The 25,591-nt window shown below is 71.1% G+C and carries 20 protein-coding genes; 12 read left to right on the forward strand and 8 right to left on the reverse strand.

The window, feature by feature from the left end; genetic code table 11:
- Positions 1–35: 35 nt before the first annotated feature.
- From JHE00_RS19580 to JHE00_RS35160, 7 genes are all read left to right on the forward strand, one after another.
- On the forward strand, positions 36–1,580 hold the full coding sequence (locus JHE00_RS19580; protein ID WP_200320072.1) for a DHA2 family efflux MFS transporter permease subunit: 1,545 nt from the start codon (positions 36–38) through the stop codon (positions 1,578–1,580).
- Positions 1,581–1,828: 248 nt separating this feature from the next.
- Positions 1,829–2,896 carry a LacI family DNA-binding transcriptional regulator gene (locus JHE00_RS19585; protein WP_200320075.1) on the forward strand — a complete coding sequence of 356 codons (1,068 nt, stop codon included), beginning with the start codon at positions 1,829–1,831 and terminating at the stop codon, positions 2,894–2,896.
- A gap of 59 nt (positions 2,897–2,955) precedes the next feature.
- Complete coding sequence (locus tag JHE00_RS19590; protein ID WP_200320077.1) at positions 2,956–4,584, forward strand: FAD-dependent oxidoreductase; 1,629 nt, start codon at positions 2,956–2,958, stop codon at positions 4,582–4,584.
- Between the two features lie 30 nt (positions 4,585–4,614).
- On the forward strand, positions 4,615–6,744 hold the full coding sequence (locus JHE00_RS19595) for a hydantoinase/oxoprolinase family protein (protein WP_307832019.1): 2,130 nt from the start codon (positions 4,615–4,617) through the stop codon (positions 6,742–6,744).
- A complete protein-coding gene (locus JHE00_RS19600; RefSeq protein ID WP_230424546.1) occupies positions 6,741–7,382 on the forward strand; it encodes a hypothetical protein in 642 nt (213 codons plus the stop codon). The genes JHE00_RS19595 and JHE00_RS19600 overlap by 4 nt, the downstream gene beginning before the upstream one ends.
- A gap of 9 nt (positions 7,383–7,391) precedes the next feature.
- Positions 7,392–8,675 (forward strand): TRAP transporter large permease subunit, encoded by a 1,284-nt coding sequence (locus tag JHE00_RS19605; protein ID WP_200320079.1) that lies wholly within the window; start codon positions 7,392–7,394, stop codon positions 8,673–8,675.
- 58 nt (positions 8,676–8,733) lie between these two features.
- Complete coding sequence (locus JHE00_RS35160) at positions 8,734–9,756, forward strand: glycoside hydrolase family protein (protein ID WP_230424547.1); 1,023 nt, start codon at positions 8,734–8,736, stop codon at positions 9,754–9,756.
- Positions 9,757–9,763: 7 nt separating this feature from the next.
- Here the strand turns inward: JHE00_RS35160 and JHE00_RS19615 are convergent, their stop codons facing one another.
- Together JHE00_RS19615 and JHE00_RS19620 are read right to left on the reverse strand one after the other, a co-directional pair.
- Complete coding sequence (locus JHE00_RS19615; protein WP_200320081.1) at positions 9,764–10,399, reverse strand: TetR/AcrR family transcriptional regulator; 636 nt, start codon at positions 10,397–10,399, stop codon at positions 9,764–9,766.
- A 13-nt stretch (positions 10,400–10,412) separates the two neighbouring features.
- Positions 10,413–12,122, reverse strand: a complete 1,710-nt coding sequence (locus tag JHE00_RS19620) for a GMC family oxidoreductase N-terminal domain-containing protein (RefSeq protein ID WP_200320083.1) — start codon at positions 12,120–12,122, stop codon at positions 10,413–10,415.
- Positions 12,123–12,248: 126 nt separating this feature from the next.
- Between JHE00_RS19620 and JHE00_RS19625 the strand changes: the two genes are divergently transcribed.
- The 4 genes from JHE00_RS19625 to JHE00_RS19640 are packed head-to-tail and all read left to right on the forward strand — an operon-like array spanning position 12,249 to position 17,014.
- On the forward strand, positions 12,249–13,019 hold the full coding sequence (locus JHE00_RS19625) for an ABC transporter ATP-binding protein (RefSeq protein WP_200320085.1): 771 nt from the start codon (positions 12,249–12,251) through the stop codon (positions 13,017–13,019).
- A 3-nt stretch (positions 13,020–13,022) separates the two neighbouring features.
- Positions 13,023–14,894, forward strand: a complete 1,872-nt coding sequence (locus JHE00_RS19630; RefSeq protein ID WP_200320087.1) for an FtsX-like permease family protein — start codon at positions 13,023–13,025, stop codon at positions 14,892–14,894.
- Between the two features lie 52 nt (positions 14,895–14,946).
- On the forward strand, positions 14,947–15,771 hold the full coding sequence (locus tag JHE00_RS19635; RefSeq protein WP_200320089.1) for a siderophore-interacting protein: 825 nt from the start codon (positions 14,947–14,949) through the stop codon (positions 15,769–15,771).
- A gap of 10 nt (positions 15,772–15,781) precedes the next feature.
- Entirely contained in the window at positions 15,782–17,014 is a 1,233-nt protein-coding gene (locus JHE00_RS19640) for a serine hydrolase domain-containing protein (RefSeq protein ID WP_200320091.1), read from the forward strand.
- Positions 17,015–17,104: 90 nt separating this feature from the next.
- On the opposite strand, the gene JHE00_RS19645 is transcribed toward JHE00_RS19640, so the two are convergent.
- From JHE00_RS19645 to JHE00_RS19670, 6 genes are all read right to left on the reverse strand, one after another.
- On the reverse strand, positions 17,105–18,106 hold the full coding sequence (locus JHE00_RS19645) for a TIGR03842 family LLM class F420-dependent oxidoreductase (protein WP_200320093.1): 1,002 nt from the start codon (positions 18,104–18,106) through the stop codon (positions 17,105–17,107).
- An 11-nt stretch (positions 18,107–18,117) separates the two neighbouring features.
- Positions 18,118–19,503, reverse strand: a complete 1,386-nt coding sequence (gene hydA, locus JHE00_RS19650) for a dihydropyrimidinase (RefSeq protein ID WP_200320095.1) — start codon at positions 19,501–19,503, stop codon at positions 18,118–18,120.
- A 13-nt stretch (positions 19,504–19,516) separates the two neighbouring features.
- Entirely contained in the window at positions 19,517–20,359 is an 843-nt protein-coding gene (locus tag JHE00_RS19655; protein ID WP_200320097.1) for a nitrilase-related carbon-nitrogen hydrolase, read from the reverse strand.
- Entirely contained in the window at positions 20,310–21,908 is a 1,599-nt protein-coding gene (locus JHE00_RS19660; protein ID WP_200320099.1) for an NCS1 family nucleobase:cation symporter-1, read from the reverse strand. The genes JHE00_RS19655 and JHE00_RS19660 overlap by 50 nt, the downstream gene beginning before the upstream one ends.
- Before the next feature lie 207 nt (positions 21,909–22,115).
- The gene (locus JHE00_RS19665; protein ID WP_230424548.1) at positions 22,116–22,493 is read right to left on the reverse strand and encodes an SSI family serine proteinase inhibitor; all 378 of its coding nucleotides are present in this window, start codon (positions 22,491–22,493) and stop codon (positions 22,116–22,118) included.
- Between the two features lie 35 nt (positions 22,494–22,528).
- Positions 22,529–24,175 (reverse strand): PucR family transcriptional regulator, encoded by a 1,647-nt coding sequence (locus JHE00_RS19670; protein WP_200320101.1) that lies wholly within the window; start codon positions 24,173–24,175, stop codon positions 22,529–22,531.
- Positions 24,176–24,291: 116 nt separating this feature from the next.
- On the opposite strand from JHE00_RS19670, the gene JHE00_RS19675 reads away from it, so the two are divergent.
- Complete coding sequence (locus tag JHE00_RS19675; protein ID WP_200320103.1) at positions 24,292–25,587, forward strand: aspartate aminotransferase family protein; 1,296 nt, start codon at positions 24,292–24,294, stop codon at positions 25,585–25,587.
- The last annotated feature ends 4 nt before the right edge of the window (positions 25,588–25,591 follow it).

Raw genomic sequence — 25,591 nt, forward strand, 5'->3', positions numbered from 1 at the left:
TTTCGTTGTGACTTCTTCACGAGAAACGGTTTTTGATGACAACTTCGGAACTGAATTCGGGCGATCGACCCGAGCCCGCTGACGACAAACTCGACCGGGCGGTGCTGAAGGTCGCCAGCGTCGTGGTGCTCGGCGCCATCATGGCGATCCTGGACACGACCGTCGTCAACGTCGCGCTGCAGCAGCTGACGCTGGAGTTCGAGACGTCGTTCGACACCATCCAGTGGGTCGCGACCGGCTACATGCTGGCCCTCGCGACCGTGATCCCGGTGACGGGCTGGGCCGCCGACCGGTTCGGCACCAAACGCCTCTACATGCTCGCGATCGCACTGTTCCTGGTCGGTTCTGTGGTGGCGGGAATGGCGTGGAGCGTCGAGTCGCTGATCGCGTTCCGCGTGGTGCAGGGCCTCGGCGGCGGCATGCTCATGCCCGCGGGCATGACGATCATGACGAAGGCGGCGGGTCCGCACCGGGTCGGCCGCGTCATGGCCGTGCTCGGCGTGCCGATGTTGCTCGGCCCGATCGCGGGCCCGATCCTCGGCGGCTGGCTGGTGGACTCGGTGAGCTGGCGCTGGATCTTCTACATCAACGTGCCGATCGGCGCGGTCGCCCTCTACCTCGCGTGGCGGCTGCTGCCGAAGGACGAGCCGCAGCCCGCTGGCCGGTTCGACTTCCCGGGCATGCTGATGCTCTCGCCGGGTCTCGCACTGCTGATCTACGGCGTCTCCGACATCCCCGCCGCGGGCGGGATCGGGGAGACGAGCGTGTGGTTGCCGATGTCGCTGGGCATTGTGCTGATCGCGGGCTTCATCGTGCGCGCACTGCGGGTTGAGAACCCGCTCGTGAACCTCGGGCTTTTCCGCAACCGGACGTTCGCCATCGCGGCGGGCACGATGTCGTTGTTCGCCGTGGCGTTCTTCGGCGCGATGCTGCTGTTGCCGACGTACTTCATCCTCGTGCGCGGGGAGTCGGCGTTGCAGGCCGGTCTGCTGCTGGCGCCCCAGGGTCTGGGCGCGATGGTGATGATGCCGATCGCGGGCAGGTTCGCCGACCGCGCGGGCGCGGGCAAGATCGTGCTGCCCGGGCTCGTGGTGATCCTCGCGGGGCTCGCGGTGTTCGCCCAGGTCGGTGCCGACACGCCGTACTGGCTGCTGATGCTGTCGCTGTTCGTGCTCGGCCTCGGCATGGGCGCGTCGATGATGCCGATCATGTCGGCGGCGCTGCAGACGTTGCGCAACTCCGACGTCGCCCAGGCCTCCAGCGCGCTCAACATCATCCAGCAGACGGCAGGCGCGATCGGCGCCGCGGTGATGTCGATCATCCTGGCGGCGCTGCTGGCCGGGAAGTTCGGGGTGCCGACGAGTCAGGGTCAGCTGGCGGCCACGGCCGCACTGCAGAACCCGCAGACGCGTGACGCGGCGGCGGTGCTCGCGGCCGACTCGTTCGCGAGCACGTTCGTGTGGTCGCTGCTGCTGGTGGCGCTGTGCCTGGTGCCGGCGCTGTTCCTGCCGAAGCGCCCGCCGGTCCCGCCGGTCGGCGACGACGAGGCTGCCCCCACCCCGCCGATGCTCGCGCACTGAGCGGGCCCACCAACAGGGCCGCCACCCTGCGGTGAAGGGCACCTTTACTGCGTTCAACGCAGTAAAGGTGCCCTTCACCGCAGTCTGGGCAGGGCGGGTCCAGGGGGTTCGGGATATTAGCCGGATATTAGGTTTTCGCTGCTCTTGACTGGGTCCGGGACCCGGCAGCACACTTCTCGCTAATCCGCATTAGCACCGAAAAACGACCTGGTGTCCGGAACTAATGCGTATTAGTCGAAGGAGTGCGCATGACCGAGCACCCACCCGCGAAGGCGCGGCGAGGGCGACCGCGGCAGGCGGAGGTCGCCCGGCTGGCCGGGGTCTCGCAGACGACGGTGTCGCTGGTGCTCGGCGGGAACAAGCAGGGCATCGTGCTCCACCCCGACACCCGCGCCAGGGTGCTTGAGGCGGCCAAGGAGCTGGGCTACGTGCCCGACCCGGCCGCGCGCAGGCTGGCCGCTGCCCGCAACAACCTGCTCGGCGTCTTCAGCTTCACCGCCACGTTCCCGACGGCCGTGGAGCACTCGTACTACCCGTTCCTCGTCGGCGTGGAGCAGGAGGCGGCGGTCCACGGTTACGACCTGGTGCTGTTCACCGGGTCCAGTTCCGGTGGCGCGCAGGCCGGCACCTCCGGCGCGCTGGAGCGCGTGCGGCTCGCCGACGGGTGCCTGTTCCTCGGCCGCCACGTACCCGCCGACGAACTGCGCAGGCTGGTCGAGCACGGCTACCCGGCCGTCCACATCGGACGTCGCGACGAGCTCGAGGGCCTGGCCTGGGTCGGCGCCGACTACGTCGAGGCCAGCGCCGAGGTGGTGCGCAGGCTCGCGGAGCTCGGCCACCGCCGCGTTGTGCTGGTGCGGGAGGACGACGACGCGCCCGCGTCCACCGACCGCGAGCGCGGCGTGCGCGAGGCGCTCGACGCCGCCGGGCTCGACGCGACAGACGCCGTCGTCCGCGCCGCCGATCCGGCCACGGACATCACCGCGGACTGGCTGCGTGGGCGCCTGACCGAGGGCGTCACCGCGTTCGTCGCCGAGGAGACCGACACCGGCGCCGCCTGGCGCGCGCTGCTCGCGGCGGTCGAGGACGCCGGGCTCGACGCGCCCGCCGACCTCTCACTGGCGCTGCTCGGCTCGCCGCCGGCCGACCTCGCCGAACGACCCGAGCCCACCGGCTTCGACATCCCCAGGGCCGAGCTCGGCGCCGCGGCGGTGCGCGCGCTCACGACCTTGCTCGCCACCGGCGAGACCGAATCGCCCCTGGTGGCCTGTGCCTTCCGGCCCGGGAACACCGCGGGCCCGGCGCCCGCCCCCTGACCCGAAAACCGTTGCCAGCACGCGAACAACGAGCCCGACGAACAAGGAGCACGCACCCGATGCCTACCCCCACCGCCACTCCGGCCGAGACCGACGTCCTCATCGTGGGCGGCGGACTGGGCGGCGTGGCCGCCGCTCTCGCCGTCTGCCGGGCCGGGCGCAGGGCCGTCCTGACCGAGGAGACCGACTGGATCGGCGGCCAGCTCACCGCGCAGGCCGTGCCGCCGGACGAGCACCCCTGGGTGGAGGAGTTCGGCGTCACCGCCTCCTACCGGGCGCTGCGCGAGTCGATCCGCGAGCACTACCGCCGCTGGTACCCGATGCGTGCCGAGGCGCTCGACCTGCCGCGGCTCAACCCGGGCGCGGGCCGGGTCAGCAAGCTCTGCCACGAGCCGAAGGTCGCGCTCGCCGTGCTGGAGTCGATGCTCGCCCCGCACCGGACCGCGGGCAGGCTCACCGTGCTCACCGAGCACCGCCCTGTCGGCGCGCAGGCCGACGGCGACACCGTTCGCGCCGTCACGTTCGAGGACGTCCGCGACGGTGACCGGCACACCGTGTCCGCTCCGTACGTCATCGACGCCACCGAGACCGGTGAACTGCTGGAGCTGGCCGGGGTCGAGCACGTGCTCGGCGCCGAGGCCCGCTCCGAGTACGACGAGCCGCACGCCCCCGACGTCGCGGACCCGCTCAACCAGCAGGGCATCACCGTCTGCTTCGCCGTCTCCCACCACGAGGGCGAGAACCACACCATCGACCGGCCCGCCGACTACGACTTCTGGCGCTCGTACCGGCCCGACTTCTGGCCCGGCCCGCTGCTCGGCTTCCTGGCGCCCGACCCGCGTTCGCTCGCGGCCGTCGACCGCACCTTCGTGCCCAACCCGGACGTCGACCCGCTGGCCGTCAACGCCGACCAGAGCGCCGACGCGGGCGACAAGGAACTGTGGGGCTTCCGCCGCATCCTCGCCCGCGGGCTGCACCGGCCCGGCGCCTTCGGCTCCGACATCACGCTCGTCAACTGGCCGCTCAACGACTACTGGCTCAAGCCGCTCGTCGGCGACGGCGAGCAGACGGCCCGCGAGGCGCTCGAGGGAGCCAGGGAGCTGTCGCGGTCGGTGCTGTACTGGCTGCAGACCGAGGCGCCGCGCACCGACGGCGGCACGGGCTTTCCCGGGCTCCGGATCCGCCCCGACATCACCGGCACCGCCGACGGTCTCGCGAAGTCGGCTTACGTCCGCGAGGCCCGCCGCATCAAGGCGGTCACCACGGTCACCGAGCACGACGTGGCGATCGACCTCGTGGGGCCGTACGGCGGCACCAAGCACCGCGACTCGGTCGGCGTCGGCAACTACCGCATCGACCTGCACCCGTCCACCGGCGGTGACAACTACATCGACATCGGCTCCGTGCCGTTCGAGATCCCGCTCGGCGCGCTCGTGCCGCGCCGGGTGCGCAACCTGCTGCCCGCGGGCAAGAACATCGGCACCACCCACATCACCAACGGTTGTTACCGCCTGCACCCCGTCGAATGGAACATCGGCGAGGTCGCGGGCGCGCTCGCCGCGCACTGTCTCACCGAGAACGTGCAGCCCCATCAGGTCCAGGAAGAGGACAAGCGGTTCGACGAGTTCGCCCGCGTGCTCGACCGCGGCGGCGTCCAGCGCCACTGGCCGGACGTTCGCGGCTACTAGGCCGTCCCACGACACAAGGAGGTGTCCACTGTGGCCTCATCCCGCATCCGCGTCGGCATCGACGTCGGCGGGACCTTCACCGACGCCGTCGCGATCGACTCCGGCACGCTGGAGCTCATCGCGCAGGTGAAGGTCCCGACCAGCCACCATCACGCCGACGGTGTCGCGCACGGCATCGTCGAGGCGTTGAACCGGCTGCTCAAGGACGTCGGCTGTACACCGGACGACGTCGCGTTCCTCGCGCACGGCACCACCCAGGCCACCAATGCCCTGCTCGAGGGGGACGTGGCGCCGGTCGGCCTGGTCGGTATCGGCACGGGAACGGCCTCCCTGCCCACCAAGCGGCTCGCCGGGCTCGCGAACCTGGAGCTCACGCCGGGCAAGCGCTTGCCACTGCACTACGCGCACGTCGCTGACCCCGGTGATGTCGACGGTGTGCGTGCGGCCGTGGAGGAGGTCACCAAGGCCGGTGCCGAGGTGCTCGTGGCCAGCGAGCCGTTCAGCGTGGACCTGCCGGACGGCGAGGAGGCGGTGCTGGAGGCGGCCCGCCCGTACGGGCTGCCGATGACGGCCGCGCACGAGATCACCTCGCTGTACGGGTTGCGCAAACGCACCCGCACCGCGGTCGTCAACGCCGCGATCATGCCGAAGATGCTCGCCACGGCGGACCTGGTGGACTCGAGCATCACGGCGGCGGGGGTGCAGGCGCCGCTGATGGTGATGCGCTGCGACGGCGGCGTCATGTCGCTGGCCGAGATGCGCCGCCGCCCGCTGCTGACCGTCCTCTCCGGACCCGCGGCGGGCGTGGCGGGCGCGCTGATGCAGGAACGCGTCAGCGAGGGCGTGTTCCTGGAGACCGGTGGCACGTCCACCGACATCAGCGTGATCCGCCGCGGCAAGGTCTCGGTCAAGCACGCTACGATCCTCGGCCGGTCGTCGTATCTGTCCGCTTTGGACGTCCGAACGGTCGGGGTCGGCGGCGGCTCCATGGTGCGGCTCAGCGGCGGCAAGGTGCAGGCCGTGGGGCCGCGCAGTGCGCACATCGCGGGCCTGCCCTACGCCTGCTACGCCGATCTCGACGACCTGCGCGACGCGACGCTGTCCACCGTGCGCCCGCTGGAGGGCGACCCGGCCGACTACGTGGTGCTCGACGCCGCCGGCGGACGGTTCGCCATCACCATGACCTGCGCGGCCAACGCGCTCGGCAGGGTCCCGCAGGGCGACTTCGCCGCGTGCGACCCGGAGGTGGCCGTGGCGGCGCTGACTCCGCTCGCGGCGGCGCTCGGCACGGACGTCGCCGGTGCCGCGACGCAGGTGCTGGACGCGGGCGTGCGCCAGGTGCGCCAGGTGGTGGACACGATGATCCGCGACTACCGCCTCGACCGCGACACCGCCGTCCTCGTCGGTGGCGGGGGCGGCGCGGCGGCCGTCACGCCGCACCTGGCCGCCGACACCGGTCTCGAGGGCCGCATCGCCGCGCACAACGAGGTGATCAGCCCCATCGGCGTCGCGCTCGCACTGGTGCGGGAGCAGGTCGAGCGGATCATCCCCGGTGCCACGCAGGAGCAGATCCTCGGCGTGCGGGGTGAGGCCGAGGCCGCCGTCGTGGCGCAGGGCGCCGCACCGGAGGCCGTGGAGGTGGAGGTGACGGTGGATCCGCAGACCAACACCGTGCGCGCCGTCGCCACCGGAGCCACCGAGCTGCGCACCCAGGACCGCGCCCACCGCGCCGACGACACCGAGCGGCTCACCGCGGCGGCCACGAGCCTCAAGGTCGATCCGACTTCGGTGGAGGTGCTCGCGGGCACGCCCGCGCACACCGTCTACGGCACCACGCGACGGCGCCGGTTCCGCAAGCCGCGCCACCCGGTCCGGGTCCTCGACAGCGACGGCGTGGTGCGCCTGCACGCCGCCGACGCGCACGTCGCGACGACCACGGTCGGCGAGGCTCCCGAGCTGCTGACCCGGCTGATCACCGAGTCCACGTCCTACGGCGACGGAGGTGTGCGCGCCCCCGCTCTGCGACTGCTGCTCGGCTCGCGCATCGCCGACCTCTCCGGTGTACTGGACGCGGACTCGCTGCTCGCGCTGGCGCGCAGCGAACTGCGCTCGCGGGCCGCCGACGAGCCGGTGATCGCGGTGCTGGAGGCCCGCGCATGAGCGGCTCCGCCGTCGCGACCCTCGACCGGCTTGGCCGCGCCCGGCGCGAGCGACTGCGCGCCGAGTGCGCCGAGCTGGCGGAGCTGTCCGATGTGGAGTTCGGCGTCCGGCTGCTGGCCGACACGCCGACCCACGAGAACCGCGCTCCGGAACTGTTGCGCCGCTGGGCGAGCGTGGCCACGGAGTTCGGTGCCGGGCTCGTCGGCGAGGGCCGCGACCGGGCGCCGCGCGTCGTCGAGCGCGCCGGCGGCGTCGAGCAGCTCCTGCTCGCCAAATACGTGTCCCGTCCCGTGCCCACGGTCGAGCTGTTCACCGACACCCTCGCTCTCGGCGAGGAGCTCGTCGACCTGCTGGGCTGGCGCGAGTCCTACGCCGACGGCGCGCTGCGTGCCGCCGCTCTCGCGCACGAGGAAGCCCACCTGCTACTGCACGGCGACGTCGCGCTGCGGCGCGCGCTGCGCGAGCGGCTCGGGCACACCGCCCTGCGCCTCGGCAGGTTCCGGATCACCGCACACGTGGCCGGTGCCGACGAGCTCGTCGCGCACGGCTACGCCGCCGCGAGCCGCGGTCTCGGCCGCAGCCCCCTTCTGCTCACCGCCGCGCTCGCGAGCGCGGTCCGGGCCCTCGCACAGGACTGAGGTACCGCCATGGGAATCGTCATTCTCCTGCTGATGCTCGCGGGCGTCGGCCTGATGCTCACGCGCAAACTGCCCACTGCCTTCGCCCTCGTTCTGCTGGGCGTGGCGATCGCGGCGGTGGTGGGCGCGCCGCTCACCGGCGAGAACAGCATCCTCGAGACGGTCCTGCAGGAAGGCTCCATCGCGCAGGCCGCCACGATGATCGCCGTGCTCATCGGTTCGTGGATGGGCAAGCTGATGGCCGAGACCGGCATCGCCAGCACACTCGTGCGCAAGATCGTCGAGTTCGGCGGCGACCGGCCCACGGTGGTCGCGCTCGGCGTGCTCGTCGTCTCCGCGCTCATCGGCACCGTCACCGGTTCCGCGCCCGCCGCGATGATGGCGGGCATCATCGGCATCCCCGCGATGGTCGCGGTCGGCGTGCCGAAGACCACCGCCGCGGGCACCATCCTCATGGGAATCGCGGCCGGGATGCCGTTCGAGTTGCCGATCTGGCAGTTCTTCTCCACCACGCTGGACCTGCCGGTGGAGACCGTGCGCGGCTTCATGCTCATGCTGTTCCCCTTCGCGGTGGTGTTCGCCGTGCTGTTCGTGCTCGTCGAGACCCGCCGCAAGGGCGTCGAGCACGCCTGGTCGCTGGCCGCTCCCGCGGGCGACCGCAGCCGCAAGCGCGCGAAGCAGCTGGGCGACGCGCCCTGGTACGCGCTGCTCGCCCCGCTCGTACCGCTGGTGCTCGCGCTCGGCTTCGAGCTGCCGATCATCCCGTCGATGCTCGCGGGCGTGCTGTACGCGCTGGTGACCACGACGCGGCCGAGGGACATGAACAAGCGCCTGCTGCGCACGCTCTACGGCGCGTTCGACATCGCCGCGCCGCCCATCGCGCTGTTCGTGGCGATCGGCATCCTGCTCTCCGCGGTGACACTGCCCGGCGCGGTCGAGGCGCTCAACCCGCTCGTCACGGCGATCAGCCCGGGACACCCGGTGGTCTTCGTCGTGGTCTTCGCGCTGCTGACGCCGCTGTGTCTCTACCGGGGCCCGCTCAACGTCTTCGGCCTCGGTGCGGGCATCGCGGGGGTGCTCATCTCCGCCGGCATCTACCCGGCGGTGGCCGTGCTGGGCCTGACCGCCTCGTACAACCAGGTGTTCGGAGTCGCCGACCCCACGAGCACGCAGACCGTGTGGGCCGCCCAGTACTCCGGGGTCAGCCCGCAGCAGGTGATGGTGCGGACGCTGCCCTACGTGTGGTGTGTCGCGCTCGGCGGCCTCATCGTCACGGCCGCCACGCAGTTGTAAGGAAGAAGAAGGAAGAACAAGGAAGAACATCGTCCGACCACAAAGGAGTTGCCGACCGATGAACCTCAACCGCCGCCGCTTCCTGCAGGCGACTACCGCGGGCGCCACCGTGCTCGCGTCCGGCGCGCTCGGCGCGGGGACCTCGCTCGCCGCGCCCGGCGCGTCGACGGCCGCCGCGCGCGCGTCCGCACCCGGCGGGTTTCCGGACTATCGCCACGTGGGTACTCTGCTGGACCCCAAGGAGCTGAAGTACTGCCCCACGGACGAGATCATCTTCCCGTGTATTCGCGGCGTGTACGACAAGCTCAGCGATCCGCTCGGCCGCTACTACCTCTACTACGCCCCGCACGACCCGCCCGGCGGCATCTGCCTGGCCTACGGTGACTCGCTCGAGGGGCCGTTCACGGAGTACCCGAACAACCCGATCGTCTCCAACGTCTGGGAGCCGCACTACAACGTCAGCCACGTCTCGTCGCCGCACGTGCTGTGGAACGCCGACGAGCGCGAGCTGTGGCTGTACTTCCACGGCGAGAACACCGCCACCCGCCTCGCCCGCTCGACGAACGGCATCGACTTCACCTACGACAAGGTGGTGCTCGACAACACGATGCTGCCGGGCGCCAAGGAGACCTCCTACGCCAGGGTGTTCCGGTACGACCTGCCCTCCCGCAACGCCAAGTACGTCATGATGTTCATGTACAACACCAGCGCCGACCGGCGCGAGATCCGCTGGGGCTGGTCGGCCGACGGCCGGGACTGGGAGTTCGCCGAGCAGCCGCTCGTCCAGCCCGGAGACGTCGGTGCCGCCAACGTCTCCGGTGCGCACCTGCTGGAGCGCGGCGGTAGCGCCTACGTCGTGTACCACACCGACAAGGAGAGCGGCGGCGACATCCTCATCACCGAGCTCGGTGCGGACTTCTCGAAGCGCGACCATCTCGGCGTGTTCTACAACTCGGGTTCGGCCGCACCGGAGAACGGGCGTGCTGCGGCGCCGAGCTTCGGCACCGACGGGGGTGTGCCGTACATGATCTACGAGGCGGGGGAGCGGCTCGAAGGCTCGATCGCGGTGGCGCGGGGCTGAGCCAGGGTCACTGCGCGGGCGCCTGCTTCGGGTTGATCTGAGGCAGCACGTCGGCGATGAGGGTGCGCAACTGGTTGCTCAGCAGCGAATGCACCTGCTCCCGGCTGAGCGTGCCGCGCACCAGCCACTCGCGTCCGGCGGCCTTGACCATGCCGCCGTAGGCGCGCACGAGGGCGTTGAGCTCGTCCCAGCGTGGGTCGTCCTCGGCGAAGCCCATGGCCTCCAGCACGCGATCGGCGGACTGGCGGTCGGCTTCGTCGAGGATGCGCTCCACCTCGACGTCGCGCCCGATGCCCTCGGGGGTGATGGCGGCGAGCCACATCTTCTCCTGCTTGCTCACCATGTCGAGGAACCACTCGACGGCGGCGTCGGTGCGTTGTTCGATCGAGCCCGACGGCAGCTGGGCCACGGCGACGTGCGGCACGGTGAGTGCGCGCTTGACCACGGCCAGGTACAGCTCGCGTTTGGTGCCGAAGTAGTGGTTGATCAGACCGCGCGCCACGCCCGCGCGCGCGGCGATGTCCGAAGTGGACACTTCGGCGAACGGTCGTTCCCCGAACAGTTCCGCCGCGCAGGTGAAGATCTGCTCCCGGCGCTCGTCCGGCTCCAGCCGCCGCCACTTGGGTGCCGATTCCGCGGTCATGAGGTGCAGTTTCTCATGCCGGTTCCGACTTCGCCGGGAACAGCGGGAGCCGCAGCGCGCCGGGCGCGGCCTCGGGCACGACCGGATGTTTCGGCGGCACTGGGGCAACTCGCCGGTAATCCTCGCCGAGCGCCGGTCGCGGGTCCTGCTCGCCCCTGTTGGGCCACATCGCGACGGCCCGCTCGGCCTGCGCGGTGATGGTCAGCGACGGGTTGACGCCGAGGTTGGCGGTGATGGTGGAGCCGTCCACCACGTGCAGGCCCTCGTAGCCGTAGAGCCGCTGGTACGGGTCCACTACGCCGGTCTCGGGGGAGTCGCCGATCGCGCAGCCGCCGATGAAGTGACCGGTGAGCGGGATGTTGGCCAGGTCGTTCCAGCCGCCGCCGGGCAGCCCGCCGATCTTGTCGGCGACCCGGCGGGTCACCTCGTGGCCTGCCGGGATCCACGTCGGGTTCGGCTCGCCGATGCCCTGCCTGGTCTTCAGCCGCCTGCCGAACAGCCCGCGCCGGGTGTAGGTGGTGACCGAGTTGTCGAGCGTCTGCATCACCAGCAGCGCGATCGTCTGCTCCGACCAGCGCCTCGGGTTGTGCAGCGCGGGCAGCGAACGGCGGTGTTTCCACATCTGCTTCAGCCCGAGCACCCAGCGCCGTTTGCCGGGCACCGGGTCGGTGAGCACGGCGCCGAGCAGGCCGAGCAGGTTGCTGCCCTTGCCGTAGCGCACGGGCTCCACGTGGGTCACCGCGTCGGGGTGGATCGAGGACGTGATCGCGACGCCGCGGTGGTACTCGGTGTCCGTGCGCGTGGTGCGCGCGGCGAGGATCGCCTCGGAGTTGGTGCGCGCGAGCACGCCGACGCGGTCCGACAGGCGCGGCAGCACTCCGCGGTCGCGCATCGTGTGCAGCAGCCGCTGCGTGCCCAGTGCCGCGGCGGAGAAGATCACCTGCTCCGCGGTGAACGTCCTGCGCTGCCACGGGCGTCCGGTGTGGACGGTGGAGATCGTGTAGCCGCCGCCGGTGCGGGGACGCACCTCGGTGACCGTGGTCAGCGGGTGCACGCGCGCGCCGGCCCGCTCGGCGAGGTGGAGGTAGTTCTTCACGGTCGTGTTCTTGGCGCCGTGCCGGCAGCCCGTCATGCACTCGCCGCAGTGGGTGCACGCGCGCCGCTCGGGTCCCGCGCCGCCGAAGAACGGATCGGCCACCCGCGCGCCGGGCTCGGTGTCCTCGTCGCCGAAGTACACGCCAACGGGAGTGGCGCCGTAGGTGTGGCCGATGCCCATGTCCTCGGCGACCGAGCGCATCACCTCGTCGGCGGGGGAGGTGAGCGGGTAGCGCGTGACGCCGAGCATGCGCTTCGCCTGGTCGTAGTAGGGCGCGAGCTCGGCTTTCCAGTCCGTGATGTGCGACCACTGCCGGTCGGCGAAGAAGGCGTCGGGCGGCTCGTAGAGCGTGTTGGCGTACACCAGCGAACCGCCGCCGACCCCGGCGCCGGTGAGCACGAGCGCGTCCTTGAGCGGCGTCAGGCGCAGGATGCCGGTGCAGCCGAGTTTCGGCGCGAACACGTAGTCGCGCAGTCGCCACGACGTCTTCGGCAGCTCCTCGTCGGCGAAGCGCCTGCCCATTTCGAGCACGCCGACGCGATAGCCCTTCTCGGTCAGGCGCAGGGCGCTCACCGAGCCGCCGAAGCCGGAGCCGATGACCAGGACGTCGTAGTCGAACTGCGTCATGGGCTTACGTTGACCACTTGTTGGCAATGTGTCAAGAGGGCTCACCCGGCGGTAGGGCCCGCCTCACCCCGGGTTCGGGGGCTCGCACCGCTGACCCGCGGCCCCGCGACCGGTGGGATGGACACCATGACAGCACCCGCGGGGACGCAGCCGCGGCGAGCCGGGGGCCACGTGCCCGCCGCCGTCGAGCTGCGAGCAGTGAGCAGGCACTACGGCCGACGGCAGGCGCGGGTGCGCGCGCTCGACGACGTGACCGTGGCCTTCGCGCAGGGCTCCTGGACCGCGGTGATGGGACCGTCCGGTTCGGGCAAGTCGACCCTGCTGCACTGCGCGGCCGGGCTCGAGACCGTGAGCGCGGGCCAGGTGCTGCTCGGCGAGCACGACCTCACCGCCGCGCGCGACGCGGAGCTGACCGCGCTGCGCCGCAGCGAGATCGGTTTCGTCTTCCAGAGCTTCAACCTCATCGCCTCGCTCACGGCCGAGCAGAACGTCATGCTGCCGCTCAAGCTCGCCGGGCAGCGGATCTCGGGCAAGCTCGTGCGCGAGGTGCTCGCGAGCGTCGGGCTCGAACAGCGCGCGAAGCACCGGCCTCGCGAGCTCTCCGGCGGACAGCAGCAGCGCGTCGCCATCGCGCGGGCGATGGTGACCCGGCCACGGGTGCTCTTCGCCGACGAACCCACCGGCGCGCTCGACTCGGCCTCGGCGCGCCAGGTGCTCGGCCTGCTGCGCGAACTGGTCTCCGGCAACGGCCAGACCATCGTCATGGTCACCCACGACCCCGCGGCGGCCGCGAGCGCGGACTCCGTGCTGTTCCTGTCCGACGGGCGCATCGTCGACCACGCGCACGCGCCGAGCGCGGCCGAGGTCGCCGCGCGCCTCGCCGGACTGGAGGGCTGAGCCGTGCTGCGGCTGTCCTGGAGCACCTTCCGCGAGCGCTGGCAGCTCTTCCTCGGTGCGATCCTCACGGTTTGCCTCGGGGTGGCGCTCGTGCAGTCCTCGCTGCTGATCCTCATCAGCGCGGCGGGCTCGGGTCTTGTGGAGGCCATCACGCTGCTCGGGATCACGCTCGCCGTCTCGACCTTTCTCGCCGTGTTCATCGTCAGCTCCACCTTCGCCTTCACCGTGGCTCAGCGCAGGCGCGATCTCGCACTGTTGCGGCTCGTCGGCGCGGGCAGGAAGCAGGTGCGCAGGCTGCTGCTCTCGGAGGCGCTGCTGCTCGGGGTGCTCGGCACGGCGGTGGGGGTGCCGCTCGGCGTGGTCGTGATGCGGCTGCAGACCTCGATGCTGACCTCGCTCGGCTTCGCGCCCGCCGACTTCGTGCCCGCGTGGCAGAACTGGATTCTCGGTGTCTCGGCTGGGGTCGGGATCGGGGTGGCGCTGGCCGGGGTGCTGGCCGCGTCCCGCAGGGCGGGCAAGGTGCGGCCGCTCGACGCGCTGCGCGACACCGGCGAGGGCGCACGCGTGATGACCGGAGCCCGGTGGTTCTTCGGCCTGCTGTTCCTCGCCGGCACGATCGCGCTGGTGACGGTCTCGTCGTTCACCGGGCCCGAGGCCGCCATCCCGCTCACCATCAACGCCGCGCTCACCGCGTCGGTGGCGCTGAGCGCGCTGAGCCCGCTGGTGGTCCCGCTGGTCGGCGGGCTGCTCGGACTGCTGCTGCGCGGCACCACGGTGGGCTCGCTCGCCCAGGCCAACCTGCGCGACGGCGTGCGGCGCAGCGCGTCCACGGCAGCGCCCCTGCTGGTGCTCGTCGCGCTGCTCGTCGGACAGTCCGGCGTGCTCGCCTCGATCAACGCCGCCGCCGAGCTCGAACAGCGCCGCGATCTCGTGGGCGAGCTGGTGGTCACCACCGAGGGGCCCGCCGCGCGCGAGCTCGGCTCCGTGCCCGGCGTCGCGGTGGCGGCGGAGCGCCTGCGGGTGCCGATGGACGTCACCACCCGCACCGACTACGACGGCGACGTGGACACGCAGACCGACGAGTACGTGGCAACGGTCGTGGACCCCGGTACCTACGCGCAGACGAACCGCCGCGCGCCCGAGCTGTCCGGGCTGCGGGGAGAGACCCTCGCCGTGGCCCCGGGCCTCTTCCCTGCGGAGGCGGAGATCGAGGTGGGTGTCGGCGGGCGGACGGTGCCGCTGCGGGTGGTCGCGGAGCTGCCGGAGTCGATGGGCGGCGGGGACCAGCTGCTGCTGCCCCGCGGGATCGTGCCCGAGGCGACCGCGGGTGCCGCGACCGCCGAGACGATCGTGCGAGTGCGTCCCGGCGCCGATGTCGCGGCGGTGGCGGCGGAGATCCGCGCGCTCGGGCTGGGTGAGGTGTCCACACTGGACGACTGGATCGCGGCGTCGGCGAGCAGGCAGCAGGACACCAGCACCGGCATCATGACCGTGGTGCTCGGGCTCGCCGGGTTCTACGCGCTGATCGCGGTGGTCAACGCCGTGGTGATCGCGGCGGCCGAGCGCAGGCGGGAGTTCGCCGTCGCCAGGGTCAGCGGGCTCAGCAGGGGCCAGGTGGTGCGGATGGCGCTGGTGGAGTCGTGGGCCGTCACCGTCGTCGGCCTGCTGCTGGGCGGGCTCGCCGCCGCGGGCACGCTCGCCGGGATCGGTGCCGCCACCGCGCGCGTCACGGGAGAAGCGAGCATCGTGGTGCCGTGGGACCTGCTCGGGATCACCGTCGTCGGCGCTCTGCTGGTCGTCGGCGCGACCAACGTCTGGACCACGCTGGCGGCCACTCGGTCACGGCCGGTAGCCCTTGTTGGTGCCGGGGAGTGAACGTTAGGCTGGCCTTAGTTGCCATCGTTTCCAGGTAGTAGAGGAGTCACGCATGGCGCAGCCACGCGAGCGCAGCCGTCCCGTGATCAGGTTGCGGGTGTTGCGCACCGAGCGCATCACGCCTCACATGATCCGGGTCGTTTCGGGTGGTGACGGCCTTGCCGCCTTCCGCCCGAACGAGTTCACCGACGCCTACGTCAAGGTCGTCTTCCCGGTTCCGGGCGTGACCTACCCCGAGCCGCTGGACCTGGGAACCATCAAGGCGGAACTGCCGAGCGAGCACTGGCCGCGCCTGCGGACCTACACGGTGCGTCACCACGACGCGGCTGCGGGTGAGCTGGCGATCGACTTCGTGCACCACGGTGACGAAGGCCTCGCCGGGCCGTGGGCGGCGAACCTGCGACCGGACGACGAACTGTGGCTGCTCGGCCCCGGCGGCGCCTACGCGCCCGCGCCGGACGCCGACTGGCACCTGCTCGTCGGCGACGAGAGCGCCCTGCCCGCCATGAGCGCGGCGCTGGAGGCCGTGCCCGCCGGCGCGGCCGTGCGGCTGCTCGCACTCGTGGAGGACGCGTCCGAGGAGCAGGCGCTGGCCACCAAGGGCGACGCCCAGGTCCGCTGGCTGCACCGTGCCGACGGCGACGACCTCGTGGCCGCGGTGCGCGAGCTGGACTTCCCCGAGGGCGAGGTCCACGCGTTCGTCCACGGCGAGGCCGGGTTCGTCAAGGAGCTGCGCCGCCACCTGCTCACCGAGCGCGGGGTGTCCAAGGACCGGCTCTCGATCTCCGGCTACTGGCGCCAGGGCCGCACCGACGAGGTCTGGCGCGAGGAGAAAGCCGCCGAACGGGCGGCTGAGGAAGGCGCCTCCGTCCGGTAGAACCGAGGGCATGACGGAGCTCAAGGTCGAGGCCGATCCCGCCGAGCTCGGGTTCGACCCGCACAGGTTGCGCCGGGTCGATGCCCGGCTGTCCCGTTACGTCGACGAGGGCCTGCTGCCCGGCTGGCTCACCGTGGTGACGCGGCGCGGCAAGATCGCCCACCTCTCCACCAGGGGCCATCGCGATGTCGAGGCCGGCTTGCCCGTCGAGGTGGACACGCGCTGGCGCATCTTCTCGATGACCAAGCCGGTCACCTCCGTCGCGGCGATGATGCTGTTCGAAGAGGGCGCCTTCGACCTCACCGACCCGATCCACCACTGGCTGCCCGAGTTCGCCGAGCCCACGGTCTACACGAAGGGCTCGGCCTTGCGCCCGGTCACCGAGCCCGCGCGCGAGCCGATCCGCGTGTGGCACCTGCTGACCCACACCGCGGGGCTCACCTACGGCTTCCACCACGCGCACCCGGTGGACGCGCTCTACCGCGCCGCCGGGTACGAGTGGAGCACCCCGCCGGACAAGGACCTCGCCGCGTGCACCGAGGAGTGGGCGAGTCTGCCGCTGGCGTTCCAGCCCGGCGCGGAGTGGAACTACTCGGTGGCCACCGACGTGCTCGGCAGGCTCGTCGAGGTGGTGTCGGGCCAATCGCTGGACGAGTTCTTCGCCGAGCGGATCCTCACGCCGCTGGGCATGACCGACACGGGCTTCTCCGTGGAGGGCGAGGCGCGTGAGCAGCTCGCCGCGCTCTACGTGCCCCGGCCTGGTACGCGGCAGGCCGTGCGCAACGACGCGTTCGGCGACGCGATCACGCGCAGGCCCACGTGCCTGCAGGGCGGGGCGGGTCTCGCGTCGACGGCGGCCGACTACCACCGGTTCACGCAGTTCCTGCTGCGCGGCGGCGAACTCGACGGCGTGCGCCTGCTCGGCCCCCGCACGGTGCGCGCGATGACCAGCAACCACCTGCCCGACGGCGCCGACCTGGAGGCCTTCGGGCGTCCGCTGTTCGCGGAGATGCCGTTCAACGGTTTCGGCTTCGGCCTCGGTTTCTCGGTGCTGCAGGACCCGGTGAAGGCCAAGACCCTGTCGAGCGTGGGCGAGTACGCGTGGGGCGGAGCGGCGAGCACGGCGTTCTGGGTTGATCCGGCCGAGGAGCTGACGGTGCTGTTCTTCACCCAGCTGCTCCCGTCGAGCACCCACCCGCTGCGCCAGCAACTCCGCCAACTGGTGTACCAGTCCCTGGTCTGACCCCGACCGCGGTGAAGGGCACCTTTACTGCATTGAACGCAGTAAAGGTGCCCTTCACCGCACGAGGCGCGATCGTCTGGGCGCGATCGTCTAGGTGCGCAGCTTCGCGATGACCTCCTGGCCGTAGGCGGCCAGGGTGCGCTCCCGTTCGTCGTGCATCAGGTACACGGCGAACTGGTCCACCCCCAGCTCAGCCAGTTCCTCCAGCCTCCGCACGTGGGCCGAGGCGGGGCCCAGCACGCAGAACCGGTCGACGATCTCGTCCGGCACGAAGTCGGTCGACGGGTTGCCCGCCTTGCCGTGATGGGCGTAGTCGTAGCCGTGCCTGCCCTCGATGTAGTCGGTCAGCTCGTGCGGCACCGGGCCCGAGTCGCCGTAGCGCGCCACCAGGTCGGCGACGTGGTTGCCGACCATGCCGCCGAACCAGCGCAGCTGCTCGCGCTGGTGCGGCAGATCGTCGCCGACGTAGGCCGGAGCCGCGACGCACACCGTGATGCCCGCCGGGTCCCGGCCCGCCGCGCGCGCCGCGTCGCGCACCGAACCGATCGTCCAGCGCGCGATCGCCGGGTCGGCGCACTGCAGGATGAACCCGTCGGCCTGCTCACCTGCGAGCTTCAGTGCCTTCGGGCCGTAGCCCGCCATCCACATCTCGAGCCGCCCGTCCCGCACCCACGGGATCCGCACCGGCTCGTCGCGGCCGAGAGTCGCGGTGCGTCCCTCGGCCAGTTCCTTCACCGCGTGCATGCAGTCCCTGAGCGTGGCCAATGTGGATGGTGGTTTGCCGACCACCCGGTGGGCGGAGTCACCCCTCCCGATCCCGCACACCGTCCGGTTGCCGTACATGTCGTTGAGCGTCGCGAACAGCGACGCCAGCACCGACCAGTCGCGCGTACCGGGACTGGTCACCATCGGCCCCACCACCATCGACGACGTGGCGGCGAGGATCCGCGAGAAGATCACGAACGGCTCCTGCCACAGCACCACCGAGTCGAAGGTCCAGCCGTAGCCGAAACCCTGTTCCTCGGCCATCGTCATCAGCCGCACGACCTCGCTCGCGGGCGGGTCGGTCTGCAGCACCACACCGAAGTCCACGTCGCCGCTCCCTAGTTCAGGTACTGGCAGAGGTCACGGGACAGGAACCGGCCGTGCCCGGCCGAACCGTGGTACTCGCCGCGATCCACCACGACGCGCCCGCGCGAGAGCACCGTGGTCACCGCGCCGGTGATCCGCAGTCCCTCGTAGGCCGAGTAGTCCACGGCCATGTGGTGCGTCGCCGCCGAGATCGTCTGCTCCGCCTTCGGGTCGTAGAGCACGATGTCGGCGTCCGAGCCCGGCGCGATGACCCCCTTGCGCGGGTACAGCCCGAACATCCGGGCCGGGGTGGTCGAGCAGGTCTCCACCCAGCGCGCGAGCGAGATCTCCCCGGCGACCACGCCCTGGTGCAGCAGGTCCATCCGGTGCTCGACACCCGGCATCCCGTTGGGGATCTTGGAGAAGTCGCCGCGGCCGAGTTCCTTCTGGTCCTTGAAACAGAACGGGCAGTGGTCGGTGGACACCACCGACAGGTCGTTGGTCCGCAGTCCCCGCCACAGGTCGCCCTGGTGCGACTTCTCGCGCAGCGGGGGAGAGGCGACGTACTTGGCGCCCTCGAAACCCGGCTTCGCCAGGTCCTCGATGGACAGGTACAGGTACTGTGGGCACGTCTCGGCGAACACGTTCTGCCCCTCGTCGCGCGCCCCCGCGACGGCCGCGAGTGCCTGCGCGGCGGAGAGGTGCACGATGTAGAGCGGCGCCCCGGTGACCTTGGCCAGGGTGATGGCCCGCGACGTGGCCTCGCCCTCCAGTTCCGGCGGCCGCGTGTAGCCGTGCTGCACCGGATCGCCCTTGCCCTCGGCCAGAGCCTGCGCCACCAGCTGGTCGATCGCGATGCCGTTCTCGGCGTGCATCATGATCGTGGAGCCGGTCTCGGTGGCCTTGCGCATGGCGCGCAGGATCTCGCCGTCGGTGGAGTAGAACACGCCGGGATAGGCCATGAACATCTTGAAGCTGCTCACCCCGGCGTCCACGCAGGACTCCATCTCCTTGAGGGTGGCGTCGTTGACGTCGGAGACGATCATGTGGAAGCCGTAGTCGATGGCGCAGTCGCCGTCGGCCTTCTCGTGCCACTTGTCCAGTGTGGACAACAACGAGGTTCCCTTGGCCTGCACCGCGAAGTCGATGATCGTGGTGGTGCCGCCGAACGCGGCCGCGCGCGTGCCCGTCTCGAACGTGTCGGCCGAGAACGTGCCGCCGAAGGGCATCTCCATGTGGGTGTGGGCGTCGATGCCGCCGGGCAGTACGTACCTTCCCGTCGCGTCGAGCACCGTGTCGGCCTCGGTGAGCATCCCCGGTGTGGTGACCGCGGCGATCGTCTCGCCGTCCACCAGCACGTCGGCCTCCACCGCGCCGGAGGAGGAGAGCACCGTGCCGCCCTTGATCAGAGTTCGCATCCCTGGCACCGCCTCACGGGTTCACGAGCGTCGAGTAGGAGTCGGGCCTGCGATCGCGGTAGAACGCCCACAGCTCGCGCACCTCGGCCAGCTTGTCCATGTCGAGGTCGCGCACCACCACCTCGTCGTCGGTGTCCGACGCCGCCTCGCCGACCAGCTCGCCACGCGGGTCGACGAAGTAGGTCTGGCCGTAGAAGTCGTTGTCGCCCAGTGGTTCCACGCCGACCCGGTTGATGGCGCCGACGTAGTACTCGTTGGCCACGGCGGCGGCGGGCTGCTCCAGCCGCCACAGGTACTGCGACAGGCCCCTGCTCGTCGCGGAAGGATTGAACACGATCTTGGCGCCCGCGAGCCCGAACGCGCGCCAGCCCTCGGGAAAGTGCCGGTCGTAGCAGATGTAGACGCCGATGCGGCCCACCGCGGTGTCGAAGATCGGGTAGCCCGTGTTGCCGGGCCGGAAGTAGAACTTCTCCCAGAACCCCTTCACCTGCGGGATGTGGTTCTTGCGGTACTTGCCGAGGTAGGTTCCGTCGGCGTCGATCACGGCCGCGGTGTTGTAGAGCACGCCCGGCTGTTCCTGCTCGTACATCGGCACGACCAGCACCACGCCGTGGCGCTCGGCGACCTCCCGCATCAGCTCGGTCGTCGGGCCGTCCGGGATGGCCTCGGTGTAGGAGTAGTACTCGGTGTCCTGCACCTGGCAGAAGTACGGGCCGTAGAACAGCTCCTGCAGGCACACCACCTGCGCACCCTGGGACGCGGCCCTGCCGATCGCGTCGACCGATGCGGCGATCATCGAGTCCTTGTCACCCGTCCACCGCTGCTGGACCAGGCCGGCTCTCACCAGTTCGCTCACTTGCCGTCTCCTCCTTCTCGTACTCCGGAATGGGAATGTCGCGTCCCTGTGCCGTGGGCAGTGTGAGCACGAGGTACACCACGATCGCGGCGACCAGTCCCACCACCCAGCTGTAGTCGTAGAGGGCCCGGAAAGCGGGGATCAGCCCGTTCTCGGGGAAGGGGCCCTCGCCGGGGGCCGAGTGGGCGCCCCCGACCGCGAGCACCGCACCCACCGCGGTGGCGACGAGCGCGCGCCAGTTCCAGCCGCCGTTGAACCAGTACCGGCCGCCGCGTTCGGCGAAGAGGTCCGCCAGCGCGAGCCGCGTCCGCGCCTGGATCCAGTAACCGGCCACCAGCACGCCTGCGATCGCGGCGAGCACACCGCCGTAGAAGTTGAGCCAGGCGAAGATGTAGATGTTGGGGTCGGAGATCAGCTCCCACGGCTGGATGGCGATGCCGATGACCCCGGTGATCAGCCCGCCGACCCGGAAGCTGATGCGTTTCGGGAAGGCGTTGGAGAAGTCGTAGGACGGGCTGACGACGTTGGCGGCGAGGTTGGCCGACACGGTGGCCAGCGTCAGGCCGACGAGCGCGATCACTACGACGACGGGGGAGGAGAACCGGGCGGCCAGCAGCACCGGGTCCCAGATCGCCTCGCCGTAGATCACGATGCCGCCGGAAGTGATCATGATGGACACGATCGCCATGAACGACATCGTGGTCGGCAGGCCCAGCACCTGTCCGAGCGCCTGTTTGCGCTGGCTCACGCCGAAGCGCGTGAAGTCCGGCATGTTCAGCGACAGCGTGGCCCAGAACGCGATCATGCCCATCAGCGACGGCGCGAACACCGTCCAGAACTCGGTCCCCCAGCCCAGCTGCGAGGGCTGCGAGAAGATCGGCCCGAAGCCGCCCGCCTCCACGAGCACCCAGCCGAGCAGGATCAGGAACCCGACGGTGACCAGTGGTGCGGTCCAGCTCTCGAAGCGGCGCACGGCGTCGATGCCGCGCCAGATGATGAGCATCTGGAACGCCCAGAACAGCAGGAAACCCAGCCACATCGTCCACGGCTGGCCCAGCACGGCGGGCGCGTTCGTCCAGCCGTCACCGACCAGCTCACCGAGGATGACGAAGATGGCTTGCCCGCCGACCCACGTCTGGATGCCGAACCAGCCGCAGGCGACGAAACCGCGCAGCAGCGCGGCCAGGTTGGCGCCCCGCGTGCCGTAGAACGCGCGGGCGAACACCGGGAAGGGAATTCCGTACTTCGTTCCCGCATGGCTGTTGAGCAACATGGGGGCGAGCACGATGAGGTTGCCGAGGGTGATGGTGAGAAAGGCCTGGACCCAGTTCATCCCGATCGCGATCAGGCCGGAGGCGAGCAGATAGGAGGGAATGTTGTGAGCCATTCCCATCCACAGTGCGAAATAGTTGTAGGTGGTCCAGGTTCGTCGCTCGACGGGTACCGGGGCGAGTTCGGCGTTGAAGTACCGGCTGCCGTGAAGTGACGACACATCGCGTAGTTCCACCCGGCCGTCCGGGTGCCGAAGCTGTGCGGTGGTCGGCTCCATTGCGGCATCGTGCTCGCCTCGCGCGCACGCCGGGGACTTGCAGAGTGTTCACTGTTGGCCGTCCCGGACGACATTCTGTCGATTGCGCGGGGCTGGAAGCGGTGGTTGTCACGCCGGGGAAACCTGAATGCAGTGAAGGGCACCTTTACTGCGCTGGATGCAGTAAAGGTGCCCTTCACCGCATGGGTGCTCTGGCCGGGGAACGCGTCAGAAGGCGAAGACGCCCGCGGACTCGGCGTCGGCGACGCACTCGTTGGAGTATTCGGTGCTGAAGCGCACCGGCTCGCCGCGCCAGTGGCCGGTGGCCTCGGCCTGCAGCGGCGCGAAGATCATCGTGCACGCCTGGTTCTTGGTGGCGAGTCGCGCGAAGTCGCCGTCGGCGGCCTCCAGCGCGTCGCACGCGTCGGCGGTGGCCGGATGCGTTCCCGAGGCGGGGTCGCAGTCGAGCTGCACCGCGCGGGCCGCGCCGTCGGCGGTCTGCAGCGTCAGGGTCAGGGACGAGTCGGAGGTGTCCGGAGAGGGGCCGCCGATACACAGCATCGTGAGCGTGCAGGCGGCGAGCGATCCGGCGGCGAACATGGGCATGATTCGGGTATCGGCAGACTCGCCGGAGAAGTGAGCTACTCGGCCGGGTGGTCGTCGTCGCTCGATCGGGCGAGTAGGTCGTGTACCAGGAGTGCCACGTGCAGCGAGAGCATCGATTCCGGGTCCTCGAGCTGCACGCCCAGCACCTGCTCCACGCGGGCGAGCTGCTGGTAGTAGGCCGTGCGCGAGGTGTGTGCCGCCGCCGCGGCCGCCGACTTGTTGCCGCCCTGCTCGCAGAAGTGCCGCAGCGCCTGCACCAGCCGGGTGCCCGACGCCGCGTCGCGCGCGAGCAGCGGACCCAGCTCGCGTGCCGCGAACGCCGCCAGCCGGTCGTCGTCGCCGAGCAGGTGCAGTAGTCCGCGCAGCCGTACGTCCTCGAGCCGGTGGTAGCCGCAGCGGGGCTCGGTCCCTGTCCGCAGCGCCGCCGCCGCGACGTGGGCGGCCTCGGTGAGGCTGCGGCCCGCGTCGGCCGCGGTCTCCACCGCCGTGCCGACCGCGAGCACCACCGGCACCGAGGGCCGCACCTGCCGCACCTCACGCGCGAGCCGCCGCAGCACCGCCGCCGTGTTGGCCTGCGGCGACAGCGACAGCAGCGCGCGCACGCTCGTGTCGTCCACGGTCGCCACCAGCGCCGACACCCGCGCCCTGCGGGTGGCCAGCGCCGTGGCCTCGGCGAGCTCCCGCAGCAGCGGCTGCGCCGAGGCGGCCTGCGGCGCGGAGGCCGTGCCGGTGAGCCGCGGCCGGATCGCGGCGCCCACGAGCCTGCGCCCGGTCAGCGGCACCCGCAGCGCCGAGGCCCGCGCGGCGAGCTCGGCCGGGGTCACGGGCGAGGCGAGCAGCTCGGCCAGCACCGCGCGGTGGGCCTGGCGCTCCAGCGTGTCGCCGTCCTTGGCCAGCAGGTGGTGCACCGCCAGCGCCGACGCGGCCCGCTCGGCCACCACCACGTAGCGGTGCGGCGGCGGTTCGGCACACGCGACGACGAGCCGCCCCCAGTCGTGGCCCCGCGCGCCGACGATCGTCACCAGCCAGCCCGCGTCGGTGTCGTAGCCCGTGCGCTCGCCCATGCGCACCGCGCGCGAGCGGGGCTGCCAGCCGTCGAGCAGCTCGGTGGCGTCGGCTCCCGTCGCGTCGTAGGCGAGCACCTCGTGCGACAGCGTCTCCAGTACCACCGGCTGCCCCGTCAGCCGCGCGACCTCGCGCAGGACGACCCTCGGTTCGGCGCCGGAGACGGTGAGCGCGGTGAACGTCTCGTGCACCTGCTCGGCCGCGCGCAGCTCGGCCACCTGCGCGTCGACGATCAACCCGTTGACGGCCTCGGTGACCGTGACGTAGCGGGTCTCGCGCGAGAGCGTCACCAGCGGCAGGCCGTGCTTCTCGGCGGCGCCGACGAGCGCGGCGGGCAGCCGGTCGCTCCAGTGCCGCACCAGCTCCACGACGAGCCCGCTGACCCCGACCCCGGCCAGCTCCTCGACGTAGCGCGCGAGCGCGAGGTCGTCGTCCGGCAGCGCGATGCCCGTGGTGAGCACCAGCTCGCCGCCTTTGAGCAGGTGGGCGATGTCGGCGACCTCCGCGACGTGCACCCAGCGCACGTGCGCGTCGAGCCCGTCGGCGCCCGCGACCACGCGGGCCCCACCGTGCCGCACCACCGGCAGCGCCAGCACCTCCGCGACGGTCGGGTACATGCGCCTCCTGCCCTCGCCGGAAAAACAGGCCGGAAAGCAGACTGTACGGCGAAGTGCGGTTCTCGGTACATGTTGTCGGTGGCGTTGGTGCGGCGGGCGCCGTGAGACTCGGACACATGACGGAATCGGACCTCCTCGCGCGGCACCGGGCGGTCATGCCGGACTGGCTGGCGCTGTACTACTCGGAACCGCTTGAGATCGTGAGCGCGCACGGCAGGCACGTGACCGATTCGCGGGGCAGGACCTACCTCGACTTCTTCGCGGGCATCCTCACCAACGCCATCGGCTACGACGTCGCCGAGATCTCCGACGCGATCCGGCGTCAGCTCGACAGCGGCGTGCTGCACACCTCGACGCTGTACCTGATCCGCAAGCAGGTGGAGCTCGCCGAGCAGATCGCCGAGCTCTCCGGCATCCCCGACGCCAAGGTGTTCTTCACCAACTCCGGCACCGAGGCCAACGAGACCGCGCTGCTGCTCGCCACGCAGTACCGCCGCAGCAACCAGATCCTGGCGCTGCGCAACTCCTACCACGGCAGGGCCTTCGGCACCGTCGGCATCACCGGCAACCGGGGCTGGTCGGCGAGCTCGCTCTCGCCGGTGAAGGTCAGCTACGTGCACGGCGGCTACCCGTACCGCAGCCCGTTCGGGCACCTCTCGGGCGAGGACTACATCGCCGCGTGCGCCGACGATCTGCGCGACGTCCTGCAGACCACCACCTCCGGCGACGTCGCGGCGATGATCGTCGAGCCGATCCAGGGAGTCGGCGGGTTCGCCACCCCGCCCGACGGGCTGTTCGCCTCCTTCAAGGAGATCCTGGACGAGCACGGAATCCTGCTGATCTCCGACGAGGTGCAGACCGGCTGGGGCCGCACCGGTGAGCACTTCTGGGGCATGGACGCCCACGGCATGAAGCCCGACATCATGACCTTCGCGAAGGGCGTCGGCAACGGCCTCGCCATCGGCGGCGTGATCGCGCGCGGCGAGGTGATGGACTGTCTTCGGGCGAACTCGATCTCCACCTTCGGCGGCAACCCGGTCGCCACCGCGGCCGCCAAGGCCACTGTGGACTATCTGCTCGCGAACGACCTGCAGGGCAACGCCGCCAAGCTCGGCGACCGGTTGCTGTCCGGGCTGCGCGAGCTCGGCCAGGGCACCGGGATCGTCGGTGACGTCCGCGGCAAGGGCCTGATGATCGGCGTCGAACTGGTGCGGCCTGGCGGGAGAGAACCGAACCCGCCCGCAGCCGCGGCCGTGCTGGAGGAGACCCGGAGCCGGGGACTGCTCGTGGGCAAGGGCGGACTGCACAACAACGTCATCCGCCTCGCCCCGCCGATGACGCTCACCGCCGACGAGGCCGGACAGGCACTGGAGATCCTCGGCGAGGCCATCACCGCCGCCGACGGCAGCTGACGAA

Source organism: Prauserella cavernicola, from assembly GCF_016595675.1.
GTDB lineage: Bacteria > Actinomycetota > Actinomycetes > Mycobacteriales > Pseudonocardiaceae > Prauserella_A > Prauserella_A cavernicola.